Source organism: Paenibacillus sp. Mc5Re-14, from assembly GCF_001049835.1.
GTDB classification, from domain to species: Bacteria; Bacillota; Bacilli; order Paenibacillales; family Paenibacillaceae; genus Paenibacillus; species Paenibacillus polymyxa_C.
On sequence record NZ_CVPD01000001.1, the window covers coordinates 4,734,269 to 4,755,942 of the forward strand.

Annotated in this window: 18 protein-coding genes; 16 read left to right on the forward strand and 2 right to left on the reverse strand. The window is 47.2% G+C overall.

Annotated elements, in window-relative coordinates; genetic code table 11:
• Window positions 1-50: 50 nt before the first annotated feature.
• The gene (locus BN1546_RS21455) at window positions 51-416 is read left to right on the forward strand and encodes an Asp23/Gls24 family envelope stress response protein (RefSeq protein WP_013310912.1); all 366 of its coding nucleotides are present in this window, start codon (window positions 51-53) and stop codon (window positions 414-416) included.
• A 227-nt stretch (window positions 417-643) separates the two neighbouring features.
• On the opposite strand, the gene ftsW is transcribed toward BN1546_RS21455, so the two are convergent.
• On the reverse strand, window positions 644-1,906 hold the full coding sequence (ftsW, locus tag BN1546_RS21460; RefSeq protein ID WP_040103401.1) for a putative lipid II flippase FtsW: 1,263 nt from the start codon (window positions 1,904-1,906) through the stop codon (window positions 644-646).
• Window positions 1,907-2,154: 248 nt separating this feature from the next.
• Between ftsW and BN1546_RS21465 the strand changes: the two genes are divergently transcribed.
• From BN1546_RS21465 to BN1546_RS21505, 9 genes are all read left to right on the forward strand, one after another.
• Complete coding sequence (locus BN1546_RS21465) at window positions 2,155-3,360, forward strand: M20 family metallopeptidase (protein ID WP_090738800.1); 1,206 nt, start codon at window positions 2,155-2,157, stop codon at window positions 3,358-3,360.
• Window positions 3,361-3,444: 84 nt separating this feature from the next.
• A complete protein-coding gene (locus tag BN1546_RS21470) occupies window positions 3,445-3,873 on the forward strand; it encodes a CBS domain-containing protein (RefSeq protein WP_013371865.1) in 429 nt (142 codons plus the stop codon).
• Between the two features lie 159 nt (window positions 3,874-4,032).
• Window positions 4,033-5,871 carry a DNA repair helicase XPB gene (locus tag BN1546_RS21475; RefSeq protein WP_090738801.1) on the forward strand — a complete coding sequence of 613 codons (1,839 nt, stop codon included), beginning with the start codon at window positions 4,033-4,035 and terminating at the stop codon, window positions 5,869-5,871.
• On the forward strand, window positions 5,862-7,847 hold the full coding sequence (locus tag BN1546_RS21480; protein ID WP_090738802.1) for a helicase-associated domain-containing protein: 1,986 nt from the start codon (window positions 5,862-5,864) through the stop codon (window positions 7,845-7,847). The genes BN1546_RS21475 and BN1546_RS21480 overlap by 10 nt, the downstream gene beginning before the upstream one ends.
• Window positions 7,848-7,954: 107 nt before the next feature.
• Entirely contained in the window at window positions 7,955-8,395 is a 441-nt protein-coding gene (locus BN1546_RS21485) for a YlbF/YmcA family competence regulator (protein WP_013371862.1), read from the forward strand.
• A gap of 34 nt (window positions 8,396-8,429) precedes the next feature.
• Entirely contained in the window at window positions 8,430-8,690 is a 261-nt protein-coding gene (locus BN1546_RS21490) for a YlbG family protein (RefSeq protein ID WP_017427798.1), read from the forward strand.
• A gap of 229 nt (window positions 8,691-8,919) precedes the next feature.
• Window positions 8,920-9,357 carry a hypothetical protein gene (locus BN1546_RS21495; protein ID WP_013371860.1) on the forward strand — a complete coding sequence of 146 codons (438 nt, stop codon included), beginning with the start codon at window positions 8,920-8,922 and terminating at the stop codon, window positions 9,355-9,357.
• 203 nt (window positions 9,358-9,560) lie between these two features.
• Window positions 9,561-10,478 carry a selenium metabolism-associated LysR family transcriptional regulator gene (locus tag BN1546_RS21500; protein ID WP_040103406.1) on the forward strand — a complete coding sequence of 306 codons (918 nt, stop codon included), beginning with the start codon at window positions 9,561-9,563 and terminating at the stop codon, window positions 10,476-10,478.
• Between the two features lie 38 nt (window positions 10,479-10,516).
• Window positions 10,517-11,386 carry a PHP domain-containing protein gene (locus BN1546_RS21505; protein WP_090739181.1) on the forward strand — a complete coding sequence of 290 codons (870 nt, stop codon included), beginning with the start codon at window positions 10,517-10,519 and terminating at the stop codon, window positions 11,384-11,386.
• 92 nt (window positions 11,387-11,478) lie between these two features.
• On the opposite strand, the gene BN1546_RS21510 is transcribed toward BN1546_RS21505, so the two are convergent.
• Window positions 11,479-13,227, reverse strand: a complete 1,749-nt coding sequence (locus BN1546_RS21510) for an Rqc2 family fibronectin-binding protein (protein WP_090738803.1) — start codon at window positions 13,225-13,227, stop codon at window positions 11,479-11,481.
• A gap of 230 nt (window positions 13,228-13,457) precedes the next feature.
• Between BN1546_RS21510 and BN1546_RS21515 the strand changes: the two genes are divergently transcribed.
• The 6 genes from BN1546_RS21515 to remA all read left to right on the forward strand — a co-directional run bounded on the left by BN1546_RS21515 (window position 13,458) and on the right by remA (window position 21,663).
• Complete coding sequence (locus BN1546_RS21515) at window positions 13,458-16,256, forward strand: calcium-translocating P-type ATPase, SERCA-type (RefSeq protein ID WP_090738804.1); 2,799 nt, start codon at window positions 13,458-13,460, stop codon at window positions 16,254-16,256.
• 109 nt (window positions 16,257-16,365) lie between these two features.
• Entirely contained in the window at window positions 16,366-17,196 is an 831-nt protein-coding gene (dapF, locus tag BN1546_RS21520) for a diaminopimelate epimerase (RefSeq protein ID WP_013371855.1), read from the forward strand.
• Between the two features lie 158 nt (window positions 17,197-17,354).
• Entirely contained in the window at window positions 17,355-18,380 is a 1,026-nt protein-coding gene (locus tag BN1546_RS21525) for a hypothetical protein (protein ID WP_090738805.1), read from the forward strand.
• Window positions 18,381-18,536: 156 nt separating this feature from the next.
• Window positions 18,537-20,423, forward strand: a complete 1,887-nt coding sequence (locus BN1546_RS21530; RefSeq protein WP_090738806.1) for a bifunctional homocysteine S-methyltransferase/methylenetetrahydrofolate reductase — start codon at window positions 18,537-18,539, stop codon at window positions 20,421-20,423.
• A gap of 35 nt (window positions 20,424-20,458) precedes the next feature.
• Window positions 20,459-21,346, forward strand: a complete 888-nt coding sequence (locus BN1546_RS21535; RefSeq protein WP_058710377.1) for a YicC/YloC family endoribonuclease — start codon at window positions 20,459-20,461, stop codon at window positions 21,344-21,346.
• A gap of 56 nt (window positions 21,347-21,402) precedes the next feature.
• Complete coding sequence (remA, locus tag BN1546_RS21540; RefSeq protein WP_005548256.1) at window positions 21,403-21,663, forward strand: extracellular matrix/biofilm regulator RemA; 261 nt, start codon at window positions 21,403-21,405, stop codon at window positions 21,661-21,663.
• Window positions 21,664-21,674 lie beyond the last annotated feature (11 nt).

Here is a 21,674-nt window from a genome sequence, read left to right on the forward strand (position 1 = left end):
GCTGAGGCTTTACAATACAAATAAAGGATGGATGAAGGGGGACATAGGTCATGGCAGAGCAAATTCAACAACTGGAAGCAGGAAACATCAAGATTTCCAACGATGTCGTAGGAAAAATTGCCGGGATGGCCGCATTAGAGACACCAGGCATTGCTGCAATGTCAGGCGGCTTATCGGAAGGCTGGGCCAAAAGGCTGAGCGGTAAAAATGTACAAAAGGGCGTATCAGTGGAGGTTGGACAACTGGAAGCTGCCATTGATCTACGTATTATCGTGCTCTACGAAACACCTATTCATGAGGTGTCCCGAATTCTTCAGCAAAATGTGCGAGAAGCCGTCGAAAGTATGACGGGATTGCGGGTCGTGGAAGTGAACGTAAAAGTGGAAGGTGTCGCCTTCAAGGACGATGCAGTGTAATAGACCCATCACATGCTAAATGGACATTTTTCATCAATGGTATAGATGCCGGGAATTCCCTGCGATAATCCGAATAAGTTACACGAAAACTGGTGGTTATAAAACGCCAGTTTTCGTTTTGTGAATCTGCTGGATAACATTTTGCAGACGGACCTGTAGTTATATACATATACAAAAAAAGAACTTCCAATGCCACCGTGGTTAGTGGCTATATGGAAGTTCTTTTTTTAGCGGTAACGGTTGGTTCTACGAGTTTGAAAGCGAGTAGGGACTTCATTACGGACAGTTACCCCTGTAGTGCGTTCTTGCACTGCTTGTTTGGTGTTCTCACGAGAAATACTGAGCATGATGCCCATGGAGAACATCATAACAAGCAGGGAGGAACCACCAAAGCTAATAAACGGAAGGGTTACGCCAGTGATTGGAATCGTTTGGGTTACTCCGCCGATATTAATGAAGGCCTGAATGGCGATCAAACCCATGATGCCAGTGCCCACCAACGTTCCGAACGGATCATGGCAACGCAGAGCAATGAGCATGCCTCGCCAAATGAAATACAAATATAGCATTAGGAAAATGGCTGTTCCGATAAATCCAAACTCTTCACCAATGACAGAAAAGATAAAATCATTAAATGAATTGGGCAAATAATGAAGCTTGATAATGCCTTTACCAAATCCTGATCCGTTTAAGCCGCCTTCGCCAATAGCTTGCAAGGACTGCACCAGATTGTATCCCGTTCCTTGTCTATACTTCTCAGGATCAAGAAAGGCTTGAAACCGTCCGATTTTATAATCTTGCTTGGCAGCAGTAGCTTGTCCATTTGCGCTTTCGGAATCTCCTCCAAACAATGACCCAATACCAAATACGATGGAAGCGCCTAGCACGAGCAGGATGATTGATGCGGTAATGTGTTTGACGCTGGCTCCCCCGGCATAAATAATCAGGCCACTGGTGGCTACCAAAATAAAGCAGGAGCCTAAATCTGGTTGAAGCATGATGAGCCCTGCGACAGAGCCTACAATGACAGTTACAGGTATGTAGCCAGTCCGCAAATCTCTAAAGCGATCTCCTTTTTTGACAATCAGCGCGGATAAGTAAAGGATAATGGAGATTTTTGCAAGTTCCGTTGGCTGGAAGCCAATACTACCAAATCTGAGCCAGCTTTTTGCACCATTCAGAGAGCCTGTAAAAAGAACGATGATTAGCAGTAATATGGTTATGAAAAATAAAGGCACAAAAAGCTTTTTATATTTTTCCATCTTAATATTCATAGCTACCAACATAATGAAGAGTCCAAGTACAGCAAATGCGGCTTGGCGCTTCACAAAATATAAAGAGTCAAAATTGTATTCTTTATTCAGCAGAGCTACGCTGGAGCTGGAGCTAAATACCATGATTACACCGAATCCAACCAGCAACAAAGTGAGGATCAGCAATTGGAAATCCGGTGTCCCTCTTCTTCGAGTCTCCGGCTTCGTATTTCTCATATCAGCTTCCCCCGGTATTCGCCGCAAGGTACATTCCTCGCAGACGTTTATCATTTTATCGTTTATCCATTTTATCATAGTATGTTTGATAGGCTTCTGCAACCATCTGGAGCAACAGATATCACAACAATTCCATATCTGCTACAATAGGATAAAAATAAAGACTTGAGAGAAACGGCGCATACGTGGTAAAGCTGCATGATTTATCGGAAACTTGCCCGATGTTTTAAAAGGAGAGGTGGAACATAATGACACAACAGGCGATGGACCAAACCTGGTTCGATCAATTACAAGAAAACATGGTAGAGTGGCGTAGACATTTACATAAGAATCCCGAAATTTCTTTTCAGGAAAGTAAAACTGCCGCTTTTGTAGCGGATAAGCTAGAAAGCTGGGGATTAGATGTTCGTCGACAGGTAGGGGGACACGGTGTTGTAGGTACCATTCGTGGTGCCAAACCTGGACCTGTTGTTATGTTGCGCGCCGATATGGACGCTCTTCCTATTAAGGATGAAAAGGAGTGTGAATATCGCTCCACCGTGGATGGGGCCATGCATGCTTGCGGACATGACGGACATACGTCCGTATTGCTTGGGACAGCTTACTATTACAGTCTGAACCGCGATGAGCTGGAAGGAGAAATCCGATTTTTGTTCCAACCTGCGGAAGAATTGTTGCCTGGAGGTGCGGTCAATGTAATCAAAGATGGTGTACTGGAAGGTGTGGAAGTTATTTATGGCATCCATTTATGGACACCATTCTCGGTCGGGACCGCTGCGAGTTGTGCAGGGCCGTTGATGGCGGCGGCCGACGATTTTTATATTGAAATTGCAGGTAAGGGTGGGCATGGTGGTATGCCCCAATCTACAAATGATAGTGTGGTGGCAGGCTCAGCTCTTGTTATGCAACTGCAGAGTATCGTAAGCCGTTCAGTCGACCCGTTAAGTCCTGCTGTGTTGACGGTGGGAACCATCGAAGGGGGCTCTGCGCAAAATATAATTGCGGAAACCTGTCGCTTGAGTGGAACCATTCGTACGTTTGATGAGCAGACCCGGACGGTCATGAAGGAGCGACTGCATGAGGTAACTGAGCTTACAGCAGCAACATATGGGACATCAGCAAAGATTCGTTACATTATGGGATACCCGCCAGTTGTTAATGATGCCCGAGAAGCAGCTCGCTTTTTTAAGGAAGCCAAGCCTGTGTTCGGCGAGGGGAATGTACAGGAAGCGCCGAAGTTGATGCCAGCAGAAGATTTTGCGTATTATTTGGAACGTGTACCAGGTTGTTTTATGTTCGTAGGGGCGGGTAATCCGGCCAAAGGAGCAATTTATCCGCACCACCATCCAAAATTTGATTTTGATGAGGATGCCATGATCGACGCAGTTCGTCTGTTTATTGCCATGTCTACCGGATATGCTGCTGAATGCAAAGAAGGGGCAATTAACGGCTAATACGAGCTAAATTGGGAACGGTCCAATCTGGAGTATGAGCTGAATGAAATGGGGTACCCTACTCTTGAAAAGGAGGGAGTACCCATGAAAAAGGTTCAGGAAGTTATGACTAAAAAATGTGTAACGGTTACCCCGCAGGACAATATTTACGAAATAGCGGTCAAAATGAAAGACAATGATACTGGCTTTATCCCAGTTGTGGAAAGCGAAGGCAGTGATAAGTTGATCGGTGTAGTAACAGACCGTGACCTTGTAATTCGCGGCTACGCAGCTAAAAATTCTGGTTCTGGTTCGGTGGATACGGTAATGACAACAGGTATTCGTACAGCCAGTGCTGACATGTCAGTGGACCAAGCAGCTGAACTGATGGCAGAGCAGCAAATCCGTCGTTTGCCCGTGACGGAAGGAGATCGTCTGATCGGGATTGTTTCGATCGGGGATTTGGCTGTTCGAAATATTTTTGCAGACAATGCTGGAGAGGCGCTTAGCCAAATTTCCGAGCAGGTTCACTAGAAGGATAATAAAGTGGGCACCAGTTTGGGACGGTTTTTATCCCGAGCTTCTGATCAGGAGTTCAACCCGAGTGTGGGTTGGACTCCTTGCTATTCCGGTTGATCTGCGAATAAACGGATAAGCTATTATTATAGAACTTTTGAGTGTCAGGAGGTAGTCATGAATCCAGATCATCCTTGTATTGTACAACGTGATTTTACCGTTTTGCTGGAAATGGGTTTGCCTGATTCGGAATGGGCTCGTTCACAGTTGCAGATTTATGCGGAGCTGGTAAAAAGTCCGTCCGCTTTTCATACATATCACATCACTCCATTGTCGCTCTGGAACGCAGCCGCTCTCGGGTGGAGTGCTGAGGACATTCAAAATAGTTTGCACTCTATGTCCCGTTGGGATATTCCGCGTGATTTGTTGAAGGATATTGAACAGCTTGTTTCTCGTTATGGGACGTTGACGCTGTCACGGGCGAGTGCAAAAGAAGAACAAACTTACGGCACAGATACGATTGACGCGCATCGTGATGAGCAAGAGTCAGACAGAGATACAAAGGCGAGGAAAGCCAACACATACACAATAGGTGATCACTTGATCTTGGCAGTAGAGACTCCAACTTTACTGGATGAGTTATTGAACAAGAAAGAGCTAAAACAGCTTGGTTTGCTTCGCACCAATGAGACAAGCGCATCCGTACCGCCCGAAAATCGTGGTTTGCTCAAGCAGGAATTAACTCGCTTGGGATATCCCGTTGTGGATACGGCAGGTTATCTTGAGGGGAATCTGCTTCGTTTTACATTGGGGAAGGGACAAACGGAGTTGCAGCTTCGTGATTACCAGCTGAAAGCTGCTGATGCATTTGAAGGCACAGACGGCTTAGGGGGGAGTGGTGTACTAGTGCTCCCATGCGGAGCCGGAAAAACAGTGATCGGTATGGCAGTGATGAATCGACTTCAGTGCGAGGTGCTTATTTTAACTTCTAATACTATTTCTGTGCGGCAATGGATCGAGGAACTGAAGCAAAAGACAAATATTCCTGTCGATTCTATTGGGGAATACAGTGGTCAGAAAAAGGAGGTGCGACCGATAACGGTGGCAACCTACCAGATTTTGACGCATCGGCGCAACAAAGACGGAGAGTTTGAACATATGAAACTGCTGAGTGAGCGGAAGTGGGGACTCATTATATATGATGAGGTACATTTGCTGCCTGCGCCAGTATTTCGAGCCACGGCCGATATTCAGGCTACCCGTCGTTTGGGATTAACAGCTACGTTAGTTCGAGAGGATGGGTGTGAGCGGGATGTGTTCTCTTTAATTGGACCCAAACGGTACGATATGCCGTGGAAGGAACTGGAGCGACAGGGCTGGATTGCTCAGGTCGATTGTGTAGAACTGCGTTTGCCCATGACCGCTGACCTTTTGGAGCAAAGTATGCGTGCTGAAGGCAGACAGCAATACCGAATTGCAGCCGAAAATCCGGCTAAGATGGAGGCAGTACGTAGTCTGGTGGAGAAACACAAGGGGATACCAACACTTATTATTGGTCAATATTTAGACCAGTTACGTAAATTGGCTCAGGAGTTGGACGTCCCACTGATTACGGGTTCCATGACTCAGAGCGAGCGGGTGCGTTGGTTCGATGCGTTTCGCAAGGGTAATATTCAAACCTTATTAGTATCCAAGGTAGCAAACTTTGCAGTCGATTTGCCGGATGCAGCAGTAGCGATAGAGGTATCGGGCAGCTTTGGCTCCCGTCAGGAAGAGGCGCAGCGACTTGGCCGCATTTTACGACCAAAGCCAGGCGACAATAAAGCTTATTTTTATGCATTAGTGACGGAGAACAGTAAAGAGATGGATTTTGCAGCACGTCGTCAGCTGTTTCTGATTGAACAGGGCTATGAATATGCGATTCGCAGGTTTGATGGGACGATGGCTGGCAGAAGCCAGGAGGATGAGATTGAAGATGGCGGAAGAAAAAGGAGGCCTAACCAAGGATGGACGTAACGAGTACGCAAGGCAACTGGAATGAGCTTTCAGCGGATGAGTTGCTGGTGCTTAGACGATGCTTTGTCCGGTATGCGGCACAGCCTATGAAGGAAGAGGAGCCTATACAGCTTACCCAAGGTGCCTTAAGCGGAGTCGAAACAAAACTGGCACTGCATGGGCTTCGCTCTCGGGGGTGGCTGGAGGCAGTCACCAAATCGTGGGGCGAACGGATTTTATATATTCCGGTTGATCGGCTACCCGCTCTGTACGATATGTTGTTAGAGCAAACTCCAATGAACGGGATACATACAGATCATCCAATAACGGTACATGAAGCAATGACAGGACTGGAGTCAGAGTTACTGCATGTGTTGTCACGTATTGCGATACAGGGAGTTCCTTTGACGGCCAAAGGAACCATACATAAACGGTCATTGCAAAAATTGAATGAACTGACCCCCTTTCGTCCGGAGGACCTGGAGGGACTTGGGTTGCATTATGCGCATGCCGAGCTATATCCAGTACAAACGGTGGTAATGATCGATTTACTACTCAGTTTGGGGCTGTTAGTGAAAGAAACAGTGTCTTTTCGCATTCAGGAGGCGGAACTGGCGACATGGATTCGTTTGTCTGCTGGGCAAATGCGCAAGCATATTTTTGACACCCTCATGGAGAGGTACGGCAAGGCTAAAGCGCCTATGCAGCATTTTCGCTATATGCTGTGTGCCGTCTCGCAGTATGGAGGAACAGATGGATGGATATCTATTCAGTATCTGCTGCAATGGATGCTTCAGGTAGGATTAATACCGCAGAATAGTTTAAGTGGAGATGATTCTACGAACAGTGCCTTTATAGATATTGTTCCTACAATCGCAAATCTCAAAGGGCTTGCGGACGAGACGGTATCTGATTTTAATTTCAATGGATTTTTTATGGAAGATATAATGGGTTGGTTGAAGGCCCTGACGGCTTTTGGAATGGGGGATTGGGGTCAGACTACATCAGGCGAAATCTGTTTTCGCTGGAATGTCTCTGTGACAGATCTGCTTCGTCCCTATAATGACGAGGATACACATCAAGAACAAGGTGCCTTTTATGTGCAGCCTGATTTTGAAATACTGGTGCCGCCAGATGTCGCATATGATGTGCGCTGGCGATTGGAATGCTGCTGTGAACGTGTGACAGGAGACCGGATGGTAGTGTATCGGATTACCAGAGAGAGTATTACAGAGGCAATCGAGCTGGGCATGGAGGCCAAGGAGATTCCTGCTCTTTTGGACAAGTACAGTCGGACAGGGGTGCCAGAACATGTACGGTTGGCAGTAGAGCAGTGGGCAGGCAATGTCGGACGAACGGCTTTTGCGACGGTAACACTTTTGCGATGCGGTACTCAGGAGGATGCGGACATGGTTGCGCGTCATCCTGCACTTGAAGGATTACTGGAGCGACTCGGCGACAAAGATTTTATGATCCTGGTACACTCTGCTGTAAAAATACGAAAAGCGCTTGCTGCAATTGGATTAAGTCCGCGTCTTGAGCCGAAAAATGCGGATGAGCCAGCTCACCATTATCCACTTTTGACGGAGATAGAGAACCTAGATGCAGGCCGTTCCCTATTTTCACAAGAGGGAAGGGCTGGTCTGGTTTACACAGGGCGCACGTTGCATTTTTATGAACAAGAGCACACCCTGCCTGACCCGTCTGGCTATTTTCCAGAAAGGTCTACAGTACCCTCTTCATGGACAAAAGAATGGAGGAGTTACCATACGTCCACTTCCAGGCAGTTGATGGAGCAAGCGATCCGTTGGCAGGCGGCGGTGGGATTGCGAATCAGTGGGAAAGAGGTTAAATGGATACCGGAATCAGTGGTTTCCGGCGATCCCTGGAGTGTCACAGGCTGGTACGCCTCAGGAATGGATGAGGAAACACCTTCTCGTGCGACCTTGCAGCCAAGTGATTGGTCCGATATGAGGCTGTTGGTTCCTTTTACATAGTCGTGTCAGGAAGTGTATGAAATTCCTTCTTCTCAAAAGAAGGATGTGGTATGATAAATGAGTCTACTTTTGTTGGGTAGAACTTTATATAAAGTGAGATGACATTCATGAGCGTAGCCGAATTGAACACGGTCAATATGGCAGAAGTGCTTATTAACGCCTATGAATTGGGCGATATGGTCAACCGGTCCTTTGAGGTATCGGATTATTTATATTGGAAGCAGCGTGTGGAATTGAACCCGTCTATTCAGGCGTGTGTCCGCAAGCTGGATGCCAAAAAGGAGCTTTTCGCTGAAACGGAGCGTTTTGGGCATTTTCATCCCAACTATCATGAAGCGAAGGACGCAGTGCAGGCCGTTGAACTGGAGCTGGAACAATTTGAGGCTGTTAAGGAGTTCAAGCGGGCCGAAAAGGCGTTGGATGATATGCTTCATGCCATGTCTGAAACGATTGCATATTCCGTGTCCGAGACCATTAAGGTGCCGAGCAACGACCCAAATGTGAAAAAGGGCGGATGCGGCAGCGGAGGGAAATGCTCCTGCGGATAGGCCATAGGAATGATACGGAGGGGAGATGAAGCGAATGTTTGCCGAGCGGACAGGGTACATCATTTGGGTAAGCGATATCAAGGCTGCCCGCAATCTGGAGAAATACGGAAATGTCCACTATATTTCAAAGCGTATGCATTATGTAGTTATATATATGAATGCGGATCGGGCAGAGGACACCGTTAAAAATATTCGCAGACTTTCCTATGTACGTAAGGTTGAGCGCTCTTTCCGAAATGAGATTAGGACGGAGTACAACGACGATAAGGAAAAGATGAAAGAATATGAAATATAAGCTTTGATTGTCTATACATTCAAATTTCTTGAAAAAGGTCAGCCTACGGGCTGGCTTTTTTTTGTGAAGCCAGGACTTTTGCATACTAATCTTAATGCTGTTAGACCTAAAAAATCTTTAAAAAACACCCATAAACTTCAATTTTGTAACTTGTAGTCCCGGGTCTGTTGAGGTAACATATGAATATATTGGTAGATATAAAGACCTATCTGGTGGGGAGAGTGATCCCGTGCGTGACAAGGCAATGCAGCGATGGAGTACATACGAACCGTTCTACGTGGAGATGGGCGATAAGAAAGTCGCCGATATCGTGATTACAAATCATGCGAAAACACGTTATTTAGATCGGGTAGAGCAGAAACAGTCCGAGACGAATCATATCGCCGCCTGGCTTTGGGAGTGCCTGAAGCAAAACAGGATGGAGTCCTACTATCATAATGAAGAGGATGTATATTTAATTGATGGTGATCTGGTCGTTGTCGCCGAATTTGGTGAGTTGCCAGGTGAGATGGACATTGCGGGGAATCCGCTTCATAAGATGATTATTATTACCTTTTTGGGTCGGATGTCAGAGACTATCGAATTAAGGGACTTGAAGTCCTACTATTCATGGCTACGCCATTCACGGCGCATGACACTGATGAAAAGCACTCGTAAGCAAAAATAGACGGTGATTTGACGGACGGTTCCATTAGAAAGCGGGCACATTGACACCGTCGAGTTTGAGTAGAAGTATGCAGTTATCAGCTGCATGCTTTTTTATTTTGCAAGCATATAACTTCCCATTTCGGTAAGTTTACTCGGAAATTGTTCGCCAGATGTTTTTCTTATGTTAAAATAAGGAGATCAGAGGGGAGAGGGCTGGTCAGTATGAACTTTCATCAGCTGCACATTTTTTATACCGTAGCGGAGCGCGGAAGCTTCTCGGCGGCGGCGCAAGCGCTGCATATGACGCAACCTGCGGTGACGATGCAAATTCAGTCTTTGGAAGATTATTTTGGCACGAAGCTGCTGCACCGATCGACTAAAAAAATTGAGCTTTCGGAGGCAGGAGCGACATTACTGCCTTTTGCAAAAAGAAGTATGCAACTGATCAGGGAAGCTGACGAAGCGATGTCTGCTTTTACTCACATGCTGGAGGGAAGATTGCATATTGGTGCCAGCCTAACGATTGGTGAATACATTGTGCCAAGAATGTTGGGACCGTTTGGTCAGGAGTACCCTCACATACGTATGGCAATGAATGTAATGAATACGACTCAAATTATGGATGATATACTAAAGCACCAGTTGAATTTAGGGCTGATTGAGGCCCCGGTTCAACACCCGGATATTGTGGTAGAATCTGTGATGCAGGACGAACTGAAGCTGATTGTTCCTTCGGGGCATGTGCTGGCCAAGGCCAAAAAAGTAGTTTTAGAAGATGTATTCAAGCATCCCTTTGTAGCCAGAGAAAAAGGTTCTGGTACACGCCAAGTCATAGAAGACGGGCTGAAAAATCGTGGTGCGGATGCCTCTCGACTTGATATTGTAATGGAGATGGGCAGCACTGGAGCGGTCAAATCAGCGGTAGAGGCAGGACTGGGGATTACTATGCTGTCACCTTCTTCAGTCAAACATGAGGTTGCGCTCGGGTTATTGAAAATTGTAAATATTTCAGATATTACCTTCAAACGAGAATTTTATGCAATTCATTTGAAATCAGCGTTGTTGCCGATCCCGGTAGTAACTTTTCTGTCTTACTTGCGTCGCCATGATCAGGGAATGGACGTATTCGAGGACTCGTAGGACAAGCTTTAGAGATGAAGAGGAGGAGAATCTACATGATGAAGGAACAGAATAATTTGCAACGATATGATCTACATACACACACCCAAGCATCTGACGGTATGCAATCACCTGCTGATAATGTGCGCTGGGCGAAGGAAAAAGGGCTGGCCGGTGTGGCTATTACAGATCATGATACGGTGGCCGGTTTGGAGGAAGCCTTGGAGGAGGGAAGACGCATTGGGATGACCGTGGTGCCGGGTGTGGAAATCAGCACACGTGCTGGCGGCAAAGATATTCATATATTAGGTTATTTTATGGATTACCGTAATAAAATGTTTTTGGAACGGTTGGAAAAGCTGAGACAGGCGCGGGATACCCGTAATGATTTGATTTTGAGTCAATTGCGTAGCTTGGGCGTGGAAATCACGCTAGATGAGGTGGTGGCTACAATGGGCAGACCACTAGCGCCGGATGAAAGTATTGGACGTCCGCATATGGCAGATACCCTGGTTCAAAAAGGTTACGCGAAGGACATGCGGGATGCGTTTGATCGTTACTTGGCAGAAGGTGCGCCCGGATACGTGTCTGTACCCCGTATAGAGCCTGCGGAGGCTATAAGCTGGATTCGTGAAGCAGGAGGAGTGCCTGTAGTGGCCCACCCTGGCTTGTATGGAAATGACGAACTGGTGTGCTCCATTATAGAGGCAGCGAAGCCTGTAGGGTTGGAGGTGCGCCATTCGGATCATGATGCTGAGGCCGAGAGACGATATACTGCAATGGCGCTGCATTATGGGCTTATCGCAACGGGCGGCTCGGATTTTCACGGTGCACGCCAAGGTGTGATTTTCCACGGCGATCTGGGTAGCCGTAGTGTGGACGGTCAGGTCGTCGAGGAGTTGAGAAAGGCTGCTGTTGGACAAAAGTAATGAAAAAGCCCCTTGCCTACCGCATGAAACACAGAAGTGTACCGTGCAAAGGACAAAGGGCTTTTTATGTGGATTCCATATGCTAGTGGAACCTAGCCGTTTTTGATGCGATTCGGCAGCTTTTTGACCAGTTCCTCATCAGGTGTGATAAAGAGCGTACGCTGATGATCGTAGATGACAAAGCCGGGCTTCGCTCCGCTGGGCTTGCGTACATGTCGAATCAAGGTGGCGTCTACAGGTACGCTGCTGGACTGCTTGGCTTGGCTGAAATAGGCAGCCAGTTGAGCTGCTTCCTCCAACGTCGCGTCTCCGAATTTCTCGGCACGAATAACGACGTGTGACCCTGGAATATCCTTTGTATGCAACCACGTGTCATTGGGTCCGGCCAGTCGGTTGGTCACATATTCATTCTGCAAGTTATTTTTGCCAACCAGTAGCTCGATGCCTTCGGATGATGTATATACATGCAAGGTCGGACGGTCATTTTTCTTCTTTTTCTTTCCTTTTTTAACCCGATCCCTAAGATAGCCCTGCTGAACCAGTTCTTCACGTATTTCCTCAATGTCGTTGATAGAGGCATGGGCTAGCTGCTGAAGAAGATTGTCCATATAACGAATTTCTTCGTGTGTCTTCTCGAGTTGTTCGTCTATGACAGCCAGGCTGTTTTTATATTTGTTGTACTTTTTAAAATAACGCTGTGCATTATCTGAAGGGTTGAGCAGCGGGTCCAATGGAATGGTGATCGCACTCTGTTCCTCGTCATAAAAGTTAGTGAGTGTTACTTCCTTGTCACCCTTTTTTACCTCATGAAGTGAAGCGAACAGCAGCTCTCCGTAAATCCGAAATTGATCGGCATCTTCTGCTTCGGCCAAATCTTGATGGAGATGATCGAGTTTTTTTACGTTTTTGCTCCGCTCGTTTTGCAGAAACCGCAGTAGGTCGCTAACCTTTTGCTTAACCGTGTCCCTTTCTGCCTTTTCGCCGAAAAAGTCCTCCATACACTCACTGATGGTAGCGTATTCCTTACGTTCTCCTTGGATCAACGTCAGTGGGATGGCTGAAAATATTACTTTATCTTGTGCGTTCAGTCCAGATACCGGCTGAAAATGATGATTCCGCACGTCATCCATGATGTCACTGAATGCCCTCCACAGTCGACGATCCTTGTCACCAGAAGCTTCTTCATTAGATGCTCGGATTAGTATCTCTTCAGCAATGAGGGGACTAAGTCCGGTAAAAGTGTTCACGATCCAGCGTTTGGGAGCTTCTTCCGCCTCAATGGCTGCTTGATACGAGGAAAAGAAGGCTGCTTCTTCGACTTCTAGTGGATCTAGCTTGTTTTGTTCAGGAGGCTCTGTGTATTGAAAGCCTGGCATAACGACCCGATAGCTGCTGATAGAGGGTGTGACATGATGAATGCCATCCAGCATCACACCTGTTTCCGGGTCAAGCAAAATAATGTTGCTATGTCTACCCATTACTTCAATAATAATGCGCTTAAATGAAATATCCCCCAGCTCATCACGCTGACGTATATCCATATGAATTATGCGCTCCATGCCCACCTGCGTAATGTTCTCAATAATGCCTCCTTCGCAATGTTTGCGAAGAAGCATACAAAACATGGGAGCTTCTGTCGGATTGAGAAAACTTTGCTCTGTAAAATGTACGCGCGGAAATGTCGGATTAGCCGACAGCAACAGTTTTACACTCCCACCTTGTGCCCGCAGGTTCAGCACGATATCGCGTTCGTTTGGCTGATGTATTTTATTAATGCGCCCGCCCCGGATGGCTTGCAATTCGTGTACGATAGCGCGGGTTACGATTCCGTCCAATGCCATAATGTATGTTCTCCTTTGAAGCAAATGTATTTTCGTCTTCCTTCTATGATACATAACTTTGGGACAAAACTTAAGCGGCTTTGTGATATTTCGAGTCCTGTCCGAATAGATTGAATCAAGAAAGTCTGTCCAGCATATCAGCAATCGTGGCACAAAAATATAATAACGGGCAGCCATCCTACGCACAACCGACGGAATCGGACTATCTGACCGGGAGGGAATTGGGGAGAATGGAACAAGCACACTGGCACCAATTAAGCAATGAACAGCTTTCAACAAGTCTGGAAGTCGACCCGAAGCAGGGTCTTTCGGAGGAGCAGATTGCGGAACGAAGAGAAAGGACGGGATGGAATGAGCTGAGCGAGGGCAAGCGTGTTTCGGCAATTTTGCTGCTGCTCAACCAGTTCAAGGATTTTATGATGCTTGTATTGATGGGAGCGACCCTGATATCTGGCTTACTCGGTGAGTATTTGGACGCGATTACCATTATTGCTATCGTTGTGCTAAATGGAATTCTCGGCTTTGTGCAGGAATTCAGAGCTGAACGTTCATTGCGAGCCTTAAGACAGCTTTCTGCTCCAACCGCCAAAGTGCTGCGAGGAGGTAAACGAGTACATGTTCAGGCCAGAGAGCTGGTTGTGGGCGATATCGTGCTGCTGGAAAGTGGTGATCGTATCCCTGCAGATGTAAGGTGGTTGAGTACAAACGGCTGCGATGTCGAGGAGTCTGCCCTGACAGGTGAATCGGTTCCGGTGAGTAAGCATTGCCGCCCTATTCATGCCGCCGAAGTACCTCTTGGGGACCAAAAGAACATCGGTTTTATGGGCACTATGATGACCAGAGGCACTGCACAAGGCGTGGTCATTCGCACAGGCATGACTACCGAAATGGGGAAGATCGCAGACTTGATCGAAAATACGGAGTCGCAAGAGACACCGTTGCAGCACAGACTGGAACAACTGGGAAAAATCTTGATTATCGTAGCGTTGGCGCTAACCGTGCTCGTGGTCGTAGCGGGCATTTTGCATGGTCAGCCAGCCATGAACATGTTTTTGGCCGGCGTGAGCTTGGCTGTGGCAGCTATACCAGAAGGATTGCCCGCGATTGTAACCATTGCCCTCGCTTTGGGTGTACAGCGTATGATCAAACGCAAGGCCATTGTGCGCAAGCTGCCTTCCGTTGAGACGCTCGGCTGTGCGTCTGTCATTTGCTCTGACAAAACGGGCACACTGACTCAAAATAAAATGACAGTCACCAAGCTGTGGCTGGATGGTCGTTTCTGGGGAGTTACCGGAGAAGGTTATGATCCACACGGTCATATTATGGACAGGGATCTTCCGGCCGACCTAAAAAACGGACAATCCTTGCGTAGATTGCTGCAAGCCAGTGTACTTTGTAATAATGCGGAGATTGTTCAAGCTGACATAGATGAGCTGCGTTCGAAAAAGAAAACCAAAGAGCCGACGCCTTCCGCTGTTTGGGAGCTGAAAGGTGATCCGACAGAAGGAGCGCTGGTCACGTTAGCTGCAAAAGGCGGAGTCACGCGACAAGGCCTATATGAACTGTATACACGGGAGCGAGAATTCCCTTTTGACTCGGATCGGAAGCGGATGTCGGTGCTCGTACGCCACCAGGGAGGACATATTGTATTTGCCAAAGGAGCGCCGGACGTGCTACTGGGTCAGTGCTCTTACATTTTATGGGAAGGTAATGTCGTTCCGCTAACGGGTACGCTGCGCCAAAAGGTATTGGCAGCCAACGAAGGTATGGCATCAGAGGCGCTGCGTGTACTTGGTGTCGCTTACCGTGACATCCGCTCGCATGAACGTGTCTCTACGGCTGAGGAGGCTGAAGAACAGCTGGTTTTTATCGGCCTGACCGGCATGATTGATCCGCCACGCCGCGAGGTTCGCGAGGCCATCGGCAAGTGCCGTCGTGCTGGCATTCGCACCGTGATGATTACGGGTGATCATGGCACAACTGCGGAGGCCATTGCACAGCAGCTGGGTATTCTCCAACGCGGCTCACATGTGTTGACGGGACAGCAACTGTCTCTCATGGATGATGCGGCGTTGGATAACGTTGTGGATACCGTCTCCGTGTATGCGCGGGTGTCGCCGGAACACAAGCTGAGAATCGTCAAGTCGCTGCAAAGACGCGGACATGTCGTAGCTATGACCGGAGATGGCGTCAATGACGCACCAGCGATCAAGGCATCGGATATCGGTATTGCCATGGGCATTACAGGAACAGACGTGACTAAAGAAGCGGCTGCACTTGTACTGAGTGACGATAATTTCTCAACGATTGTAGCGGCAATTGAGGAAGGCCGAAATATTTACGAGAATATCCGTAAATTCATCCGTTATTTACTCGCCTCCAATGTTGGTGAAATTTTGACGATGTTCTTTGCCATGATGGCTGGGCTGCCGCTACCTTTGCTACCCATTCAGATTTTATGGGTAAATCTGGTAACTGACGGTTTGCCGGCGATGGCTCTGGGTGTGGATCAGCCGGAAAAGGATCTTATGGAGCATAAGCCTCGTGGCGCAAAGGAAAATATTTTTGCTCGTCGACTGGGCTGGAAAATCATTAGTCGCGGTCTGTTGATCGGCTTATGTACACTTGCGGCCTTTTGGTTGACATTACGGATTTCTCCGAATGATGCAGGGCAACTGATCAAAGCACAGTCGGTTGCGTTTGCTACGTTAGTGCTGGCGCAGTTAATTCATGTATTTGATTGCCGCAGCTCCCGTTCCGTTTTCCATCGTAATCCGTTTCAAAATAGTTATCTCGTGCTTGCTGTACTGTCATCCATTGTATTGATGCTGGTTGTAATGTATGTGCCTGTGCTGCAGCCTATTTTCAAAACGGTACCCCTTGGTTTACGTGAATGGGCATTATCTATTGTCGCTGCTGGAATTCCAACGTTCCTGATGGGAGCGGGAAGTGTATGGGGCGGTCGACGTAACCGTCGGCACGGCGGAAATTCACACTTTTCAGCGGGACGTACAAAGTTTTCAGCCTAGAATTTGAGTCATGCATATCGCATCGCTTTCCCGCTTTTGCCCTGTATGATATTATGGGATCAAAGCTTCAAGAGGAGCATGAGATCAGCAGCAACGGCGGGGGGAAGCTATGGAATTCACTAAAATGAATGGTCTGGGTAATGATTTTATCGTTTGGTACGGGCATCAGGAATTGCCGTCTGACGCCTCGGAATTAGCTGTTCGGCTATGTGATCGACATTTTGGTATTGGCGCCGATGGATTGGTATATATATTGCCGTCTGACAAGGCAGATTTTCGCATGCGTATCATTAACTCGGACGGCTCGGAGGCCGAGCAATGCGGTAACGCTATTCGTTGTGCTGCCAAATACGTGTATGACCGTAAGCATATCAACCGTGAACAGATTACGATCGAGACGCTGGGTGCAGGTGTGCAGCAGGTTGAACTGACTGTTGAAAACGGAGCTGTACGAATGGTGAAGGTAGATATGGGGGAGCCAATTCTGGAAGGGTTGAAAATTCCAACTACACTCGATCTGACTAACGTAATTGATGAGCCCATTGAAGCTGGAGGAAGTGGTTTTCGCTTTACGGCTGTATCTATGGGAAATCCGCACTGTGTCATTTATGTTGAGGATGCGCCTAGCTTTGATCTGGAGGCCTGGGGACCGAAGCTGGAGTGTCATCCATTGTTCCCTAAAAAAACAAATGTTGAGTTCGCCACGGTACGAAGTCGGAAGCATATAGATATGAGGGTATGGGAGAGGGGAGCTGGACCTACGCTAGCCTGCGGAACCGGAGCCTGTGCTACGCTTGTTGCTTCTGTACTAAATGGATACAGCGACCGCCGCGCCATGGTAAGCCTAAAAGGCGGCGATCTGGATATCGAATGGAGCGAGGATGATAATCACATTTATATGACAGGGCCGGCTGAGATTGTGTTCGAAGGTCGTATATAGAAGTGAGGGTGAAGAAGACCTTAGCAGGTCTTCTTTTTTTGCCCTTTTATGCCGCTGTTTACTGGGAAAATGGTGAACAGAGCGATATTCTGTCTTTTTTTGACGTCTGAACGATGTATAATATAGAAAATGAGAAAACGATAAGGAGGCCGTTCATAGTGCGGAAATTTCGTTGGGTATCAGCAATTGCAATCCTCATTCTTATAGCCACCGCGCTTCCGGTTCAAGCGGCGACTATTCCTGCTGCCACAGAAACGACGGACAAGCAGGTTGGTTCGCTAACTCCGACAGTCGTAAGCCGTTTAGAAAAAGCAGTGCAAGAACTTATCGGTTCAAAAACTGCATTTCAATTTGACGATGTAACGGATATGGGGAAAACCTGGATTGTCGAGGGTGAATTGGAAGATGGAACAGCTACGTTACAGACAGAATATAATAAAGAGAAAAACAGAGTAGATTCTACAACCATACGATATAAAATAAGTAGTTTGGGAAAGGCGATGAACGCGCCACTCAAGGCAAAAGTATTAAACAGCGCCAAAGCGTTTGACAGCAAGCGCCCCTTACAATTTGAAGCATTCTGGCGAGTCAAATCCCCTTATCAGTCCAACAAGCCTTCAAATTACTGGGTATTCTGGGGGGCAGGAGAAAAAGCTTCCTCATTGTATGTTGATGTGGATCAAGGTAATGCTATTACCGTCAATGCGGACTATGCGCTGAAGCAGGTGGATCCTGTGTTACTGAACCGTGCAATGAACACATTTAAGCGAGTGAGTGGACAGCGAATCACAGTGCAGCATGTCTCACGGTACAAGGATGAGAAAAAGGGGCTTTCTTATTGGTCGTTCGAGGATGCAAGCGAGGCGAATGAAGTCAAAATTGGTGCGGTAACCGGCAAAGTACTGGCTGTGTCCACATCAGGGATGGACTGGGATGATGACGCAGATTTCAAAAAATCTTTTGCAAGTCCAAAATATACTGCCGCCGAAGCATTGAAGTTGGTCAAGCCTAAGGTTCAGTTGTTGTTTAATATCAATGTGTCCGGCTATAAAGTGAAAGTTCAAGGAAATCAATATACGTTCTCCAAGCAGCAAAAGGGGACGGATTCTATTGTGGCTAAAGTAAATAAAAAAGGGACTTTTTACGAGTTTTCTCTCCATTCTTCTGATGGGAAAATGCAATGAAAATGTAGTGGGAAATAGAAAATGATCAATCAAGTTGCTTCACTCCTGATATCATATTGTCGGGACGTGAGGCGGCTTTTTTTGTTTTTGGCTTATGTTTGTAGTCTCTTTATGTTACATTAGTATGAAAATAAAGTGCGGGGTGGAGCAGAGGACATGAAACCGGATTTGCGTACTGTGCTGAATCGTGAAATTATTGTCGGAGACGGCGCTATGGGGACTTTTTTGTCCCAGCTAGGATTTCCAGTAAATACGTCTTACGAAGAACTGAACATTACTTCGCCTGGCGTCATATCAGACGTGCATGGTCAGTATTTAAATGCAGGAGCACGATTGCTGGAGACGAATACATTCTCTGCAAATGATTATAAATTAGCCCGCTTTGGATTGGAATCTAAGGTAGAAGAAATCAATCGTGCTGGTGTGAGGATTGCCAGGGCTGCGGCTGGACCCGAACATTATGTAGTAGGTGCGGTCGGTTCCATATGCGGAGGCAAACGTCTCAGCATATCCAAGCTAGAGCTGTCAAGAAACTACGAACAGCAGATTGATGCTCTTCTGTCCGAAGGGGTTGACGGCATTTTATGCGAAACGTTTTATTCACTGGACGAAATGCGCATTGCGCTTCACAGTGTACGTAAATACAGTGACATTCCGGTAATTTGTCAATTTGCGGTTGACCAAGTTGGTCGTACCCAAGATGGGTTTTTAATGGTACAAGCCTTTTCAACACTGCGTAGTGAAGGAGCTGACATCCTCGGGTTTAACTGTCACTCTGGTCCACAGGGAATTATGAGTGTAATGGAGCAACTGGACGGTCCCTTGTCTGTACCACTGTCTGTATATCCGAATGCGGGATTGGCAGATTATGTGGACGGTCACTATGTATACGGTGCATCACCTGAATATTTCGGAGAATGTGCTACGTCCTTTGTAGATCTCGGTACGAGACTGATTGGTGGTTGCTGCGGAACGACACCAGACCATATTGCTGCTATTTCCAAAGCTTTAAACAATTTGAAACCGCCCCCGTTGGCTCCAAAAGAAACCTTTTCGACGGAAGTCATTCATGTGGTGGAGCAGACAGCAGATGAAGGGGGACGAGGAAATGGCAGACATACCAGCGAACCCAACATTGTGGATCTGGTTAAGGAACGGCATACGGTTATTGTAGAGCTGGACCCTCCGCGAGATCTCGACATTACCCGGTTTATGCAAGGTGCGCATGCCTTGAAGAAAGCCGGAGCCGATGCACTTACACTTGCTGACAATTCGCTCGCAGTCACTCGTATGAGCAATATGGCGCTTGGGCATCTGGTTAGTATTGAAACAGGCTTGCGTCCATTAATTCATATCGCATGTCGTGACCGTAATCTGATTGGTACGCAATCCCACATGATGGGTTTTGACGCACTGGGTATTGACCATGTACTGGCGGTTACTGGAGATCCAGCGCGGTTCGGTGATTTACCAGGCGCCAGTTCGGTGTATGATATGACATCTTTTGAAATCATACGCATGATCAAGCAACTAAATGATGGTGTCGCATTTTCTGGTAAGCCACTCAAGCAGAAAGCTAATTTTGTGGTGGGAGCTGCTTTTAATCCAAATGTTAAGCATTTGGGGAAAGCCGTACAGCGGTTGGAAAAGAAAATTGCCTCCGGGGCCGATTATATTATGACCCAGCCTGTTTACGATCCCGAGCTGATTACAGCTATTGCAGAACAGACACGACACTTGGATATACCGATTTTTATCGGTATTATGCCGCTGGCTAGTGGCCGCAATGCAGAATACTTGCACAATGAAGTGCCAGGCATTCAGTTATCCGATGAGGTGCGTGCACGCATGTCGGGGCTGGAAGGCCCGGAAGGACGAGCTATGGGCGTGTCTATTGCCAAGGAGCTGCTTGATACGGCCATGGAACATTTTAATGGGATCTATTTCATGACTCCTTTCATGTTCTATGAAATGACAGCTGAGCTGACTTCATATGTGTGGCAAAAATCAGGCCGAGCACAGGCCCCCTTGTTTCGACTATAATAATCAATTACAATAGTATAATGGATGTGATGCCGATGTCATTGAGTATGACCGGATACGGTCAAGCCATCCTTCATCATGAGGGGTATAAAGTGCGCTTGGAATTGAAATCGGTCAATCACCGCTATTGCGAAGTGATGATGAGAATTCCACGTGAATGGACTCGTTATGAAGATGGCTTGAGAAGAACGGTTCAACAGCAGATTAAACGCGGTCGTATCGATGTTTTCATCCACAGGGAACGTGATGAAGAACAGATACCCGCCGCACGGTTGAATGACACTGTCGTGCAGGCTTACCTGCGTGCAGCGGAGCAGCTGGCGGATCGTTATGGCGTGAAAGGAACGTTAGGTATAAGTGATATCCTTGCTTTGCCTGATGTTCTGGGTGAGCCTGGAGAGGCTTGCAATGGAGACGAAGAGGACTGGGAAGAGCATTTACAGCGAGCTTTGAACGAAGCTTTGCAAGGATTGCTGGAGATGAGAAGGCGAGAAGGCGGGCATTTGGCACAAGATGTGGAATCTCGTATCTTACGTCTGGAATCCTTTCATCATGAAATGACGGTGTTGGCTCCTCATGTTGTGAGCGACTACCGTAACAGGCTGAAGCACAGGCTTAAAGAGCTTCAGGACGGTTCATTTACGCTTGATGAACATAAGTTCGGAATGGAGATTGCGTTATTCGCGGATCGCAGCAATATTGATGAGGAGCTTACCCGGCTTCAAAGTCATTTTGGACAGTGCAAAAGGTTGCTGCTGTCGGACGAGCCGGCCGGTCGCAAATTAGATTTTTTAATCCAGGAAATGAACAGGGAAGTCAACACGATCGGCTCTAAGGCTAATCATCTCACATTAGTTAATTTGGTCGTTGAGATGAAAGCAGAGCTCGAAAAAATTCGTGAGCAGGCTGCAAATATTGAGTAGCTACCTGGTAGCGGCACGGCTGCAATAGTCACATGTATAGGGGGAAAGACCTGAATATGGCAATCAAATTGATCAATATTGGCTTTGGCAATATCGTGTCGGCCAACCGAATAATCTCCATCGTCAGTCCGGAGTCTGCTCCGATCAAGCGGATTATACAGGAAGCCAGGGACCGTCATATGTTAATTGATGCTACCTATGGCCGCCGGACACGGGCTGTTATTATTACAGACAGTGATCATGTAATCCTGTCTGCGGTGCAGCCGGAGACGGTCGCTCATCGCCTATCCACTAAAGATGATGACAATGACGAATAAAAATGGAGTGT

Coding starts and splice junctions, on each gene's coding strand:
- BN1546_RS21515 (WP_090738804.1), top strand. CDS start 13,458: ATGGAACAAGCACACTGGCACCAATTAAGCAATGAACAGCTTTCAACA.
- BN1546_RS21465 (WP_090738800.1), top strand. CDS start 2,155: ATGACACAACAGGCGATGGACCAAACCTGGTTCGATCAATTACAAGAA.
- remA (WP_005548256.1), top strand. CDS start 21,403: ATGGCAATCAAATTGATCAATATTGGCTTTGGCAATATCGTGTCGGCC.
- BN1546_RS21455 (WP_013310912.1), top strand. CDS start 51: ATGGCAGAGCAAATTCAACAACTGGAAGCAGGAAACATCAAGATTTCC.
- BN1546_RS21485 (WP_013371862.1), top strand. CDS start 7,955: ATGAGCGTAGCCGAATTGAACACGGTCAATATGGCAGAAGTGCTTATT.
- BN1546_RS21490 (WP_017427798.1), top strand. CDS start 8,430: ATGTTTGCCGAGCGGACAGGGTACATCATTTGGGTAAGCGATATCAAG.
- BN1546_RS21475 (WP_090738801.1), top strand. CDS start 4,033: ATGAATCCAGATCATCCTTGTATTGTACAACGTGATTTTACCGTTTTG.
- BN1546_RS21500 (WP_040103406.1), top strand. CDS start 9,561: ATGAACTTTCATCAGCTGCACATTTTTTATACCGTAGCGGAGCGCGGA.
- ftsW (WP_040103401.1), bottom strand. CDS start 1,906: ATGAGAAATACGAAGCCGGAGACTCGAAGAAGAGGGACACCGGATTTC.
- BN1546_RS21530 (WP_090738806.1), top strand. CDS start 18,537: ATGAAACCGGATTTGCGTACTGTGCTGAATCGTGAAATTATTGTCGGA.
- dapF (WP_013371855.1), top strand. CDS start 16,366: ATGGAATTCACTAAAATGAATGGTCTGGGTAATGATTTTATCGTTTGG.
- BN1546_RS21470 (WP_013371865.1), top strand. CDS start 3,445: ATGAAAAAGGTTCAGGAAGTTATGACTAAAAAATGTGTAACGGTTACC.
- BN1546_RS21480 (WP_090738802.1), top strand. CDS start 5,862: ATGGACGTAACGAGTACGCAAGGCAACTGGAATGAGCTTTCAGCGGAT.
- BN1546_RS21535 (WP_058710377.1), top strand. CDS start 20,459: ATGTCATTGAGTATGACCGGATACGGTCAAGCCATCCTTCATCATGAG.
- BN1546_RS21505 (WP_090739181.1), top strand. CDS start 10,517: ATGAAGGAACAGAATAATTTGCAACGATATGATCTACATACACACACC.
- BN1546_RS21510 (WP_090738803.1), bottom strand. CDS start 13,227: ATGGCATTGGACGGAATCGTAACCCGCGCTATCGTACACGAATTGCAA.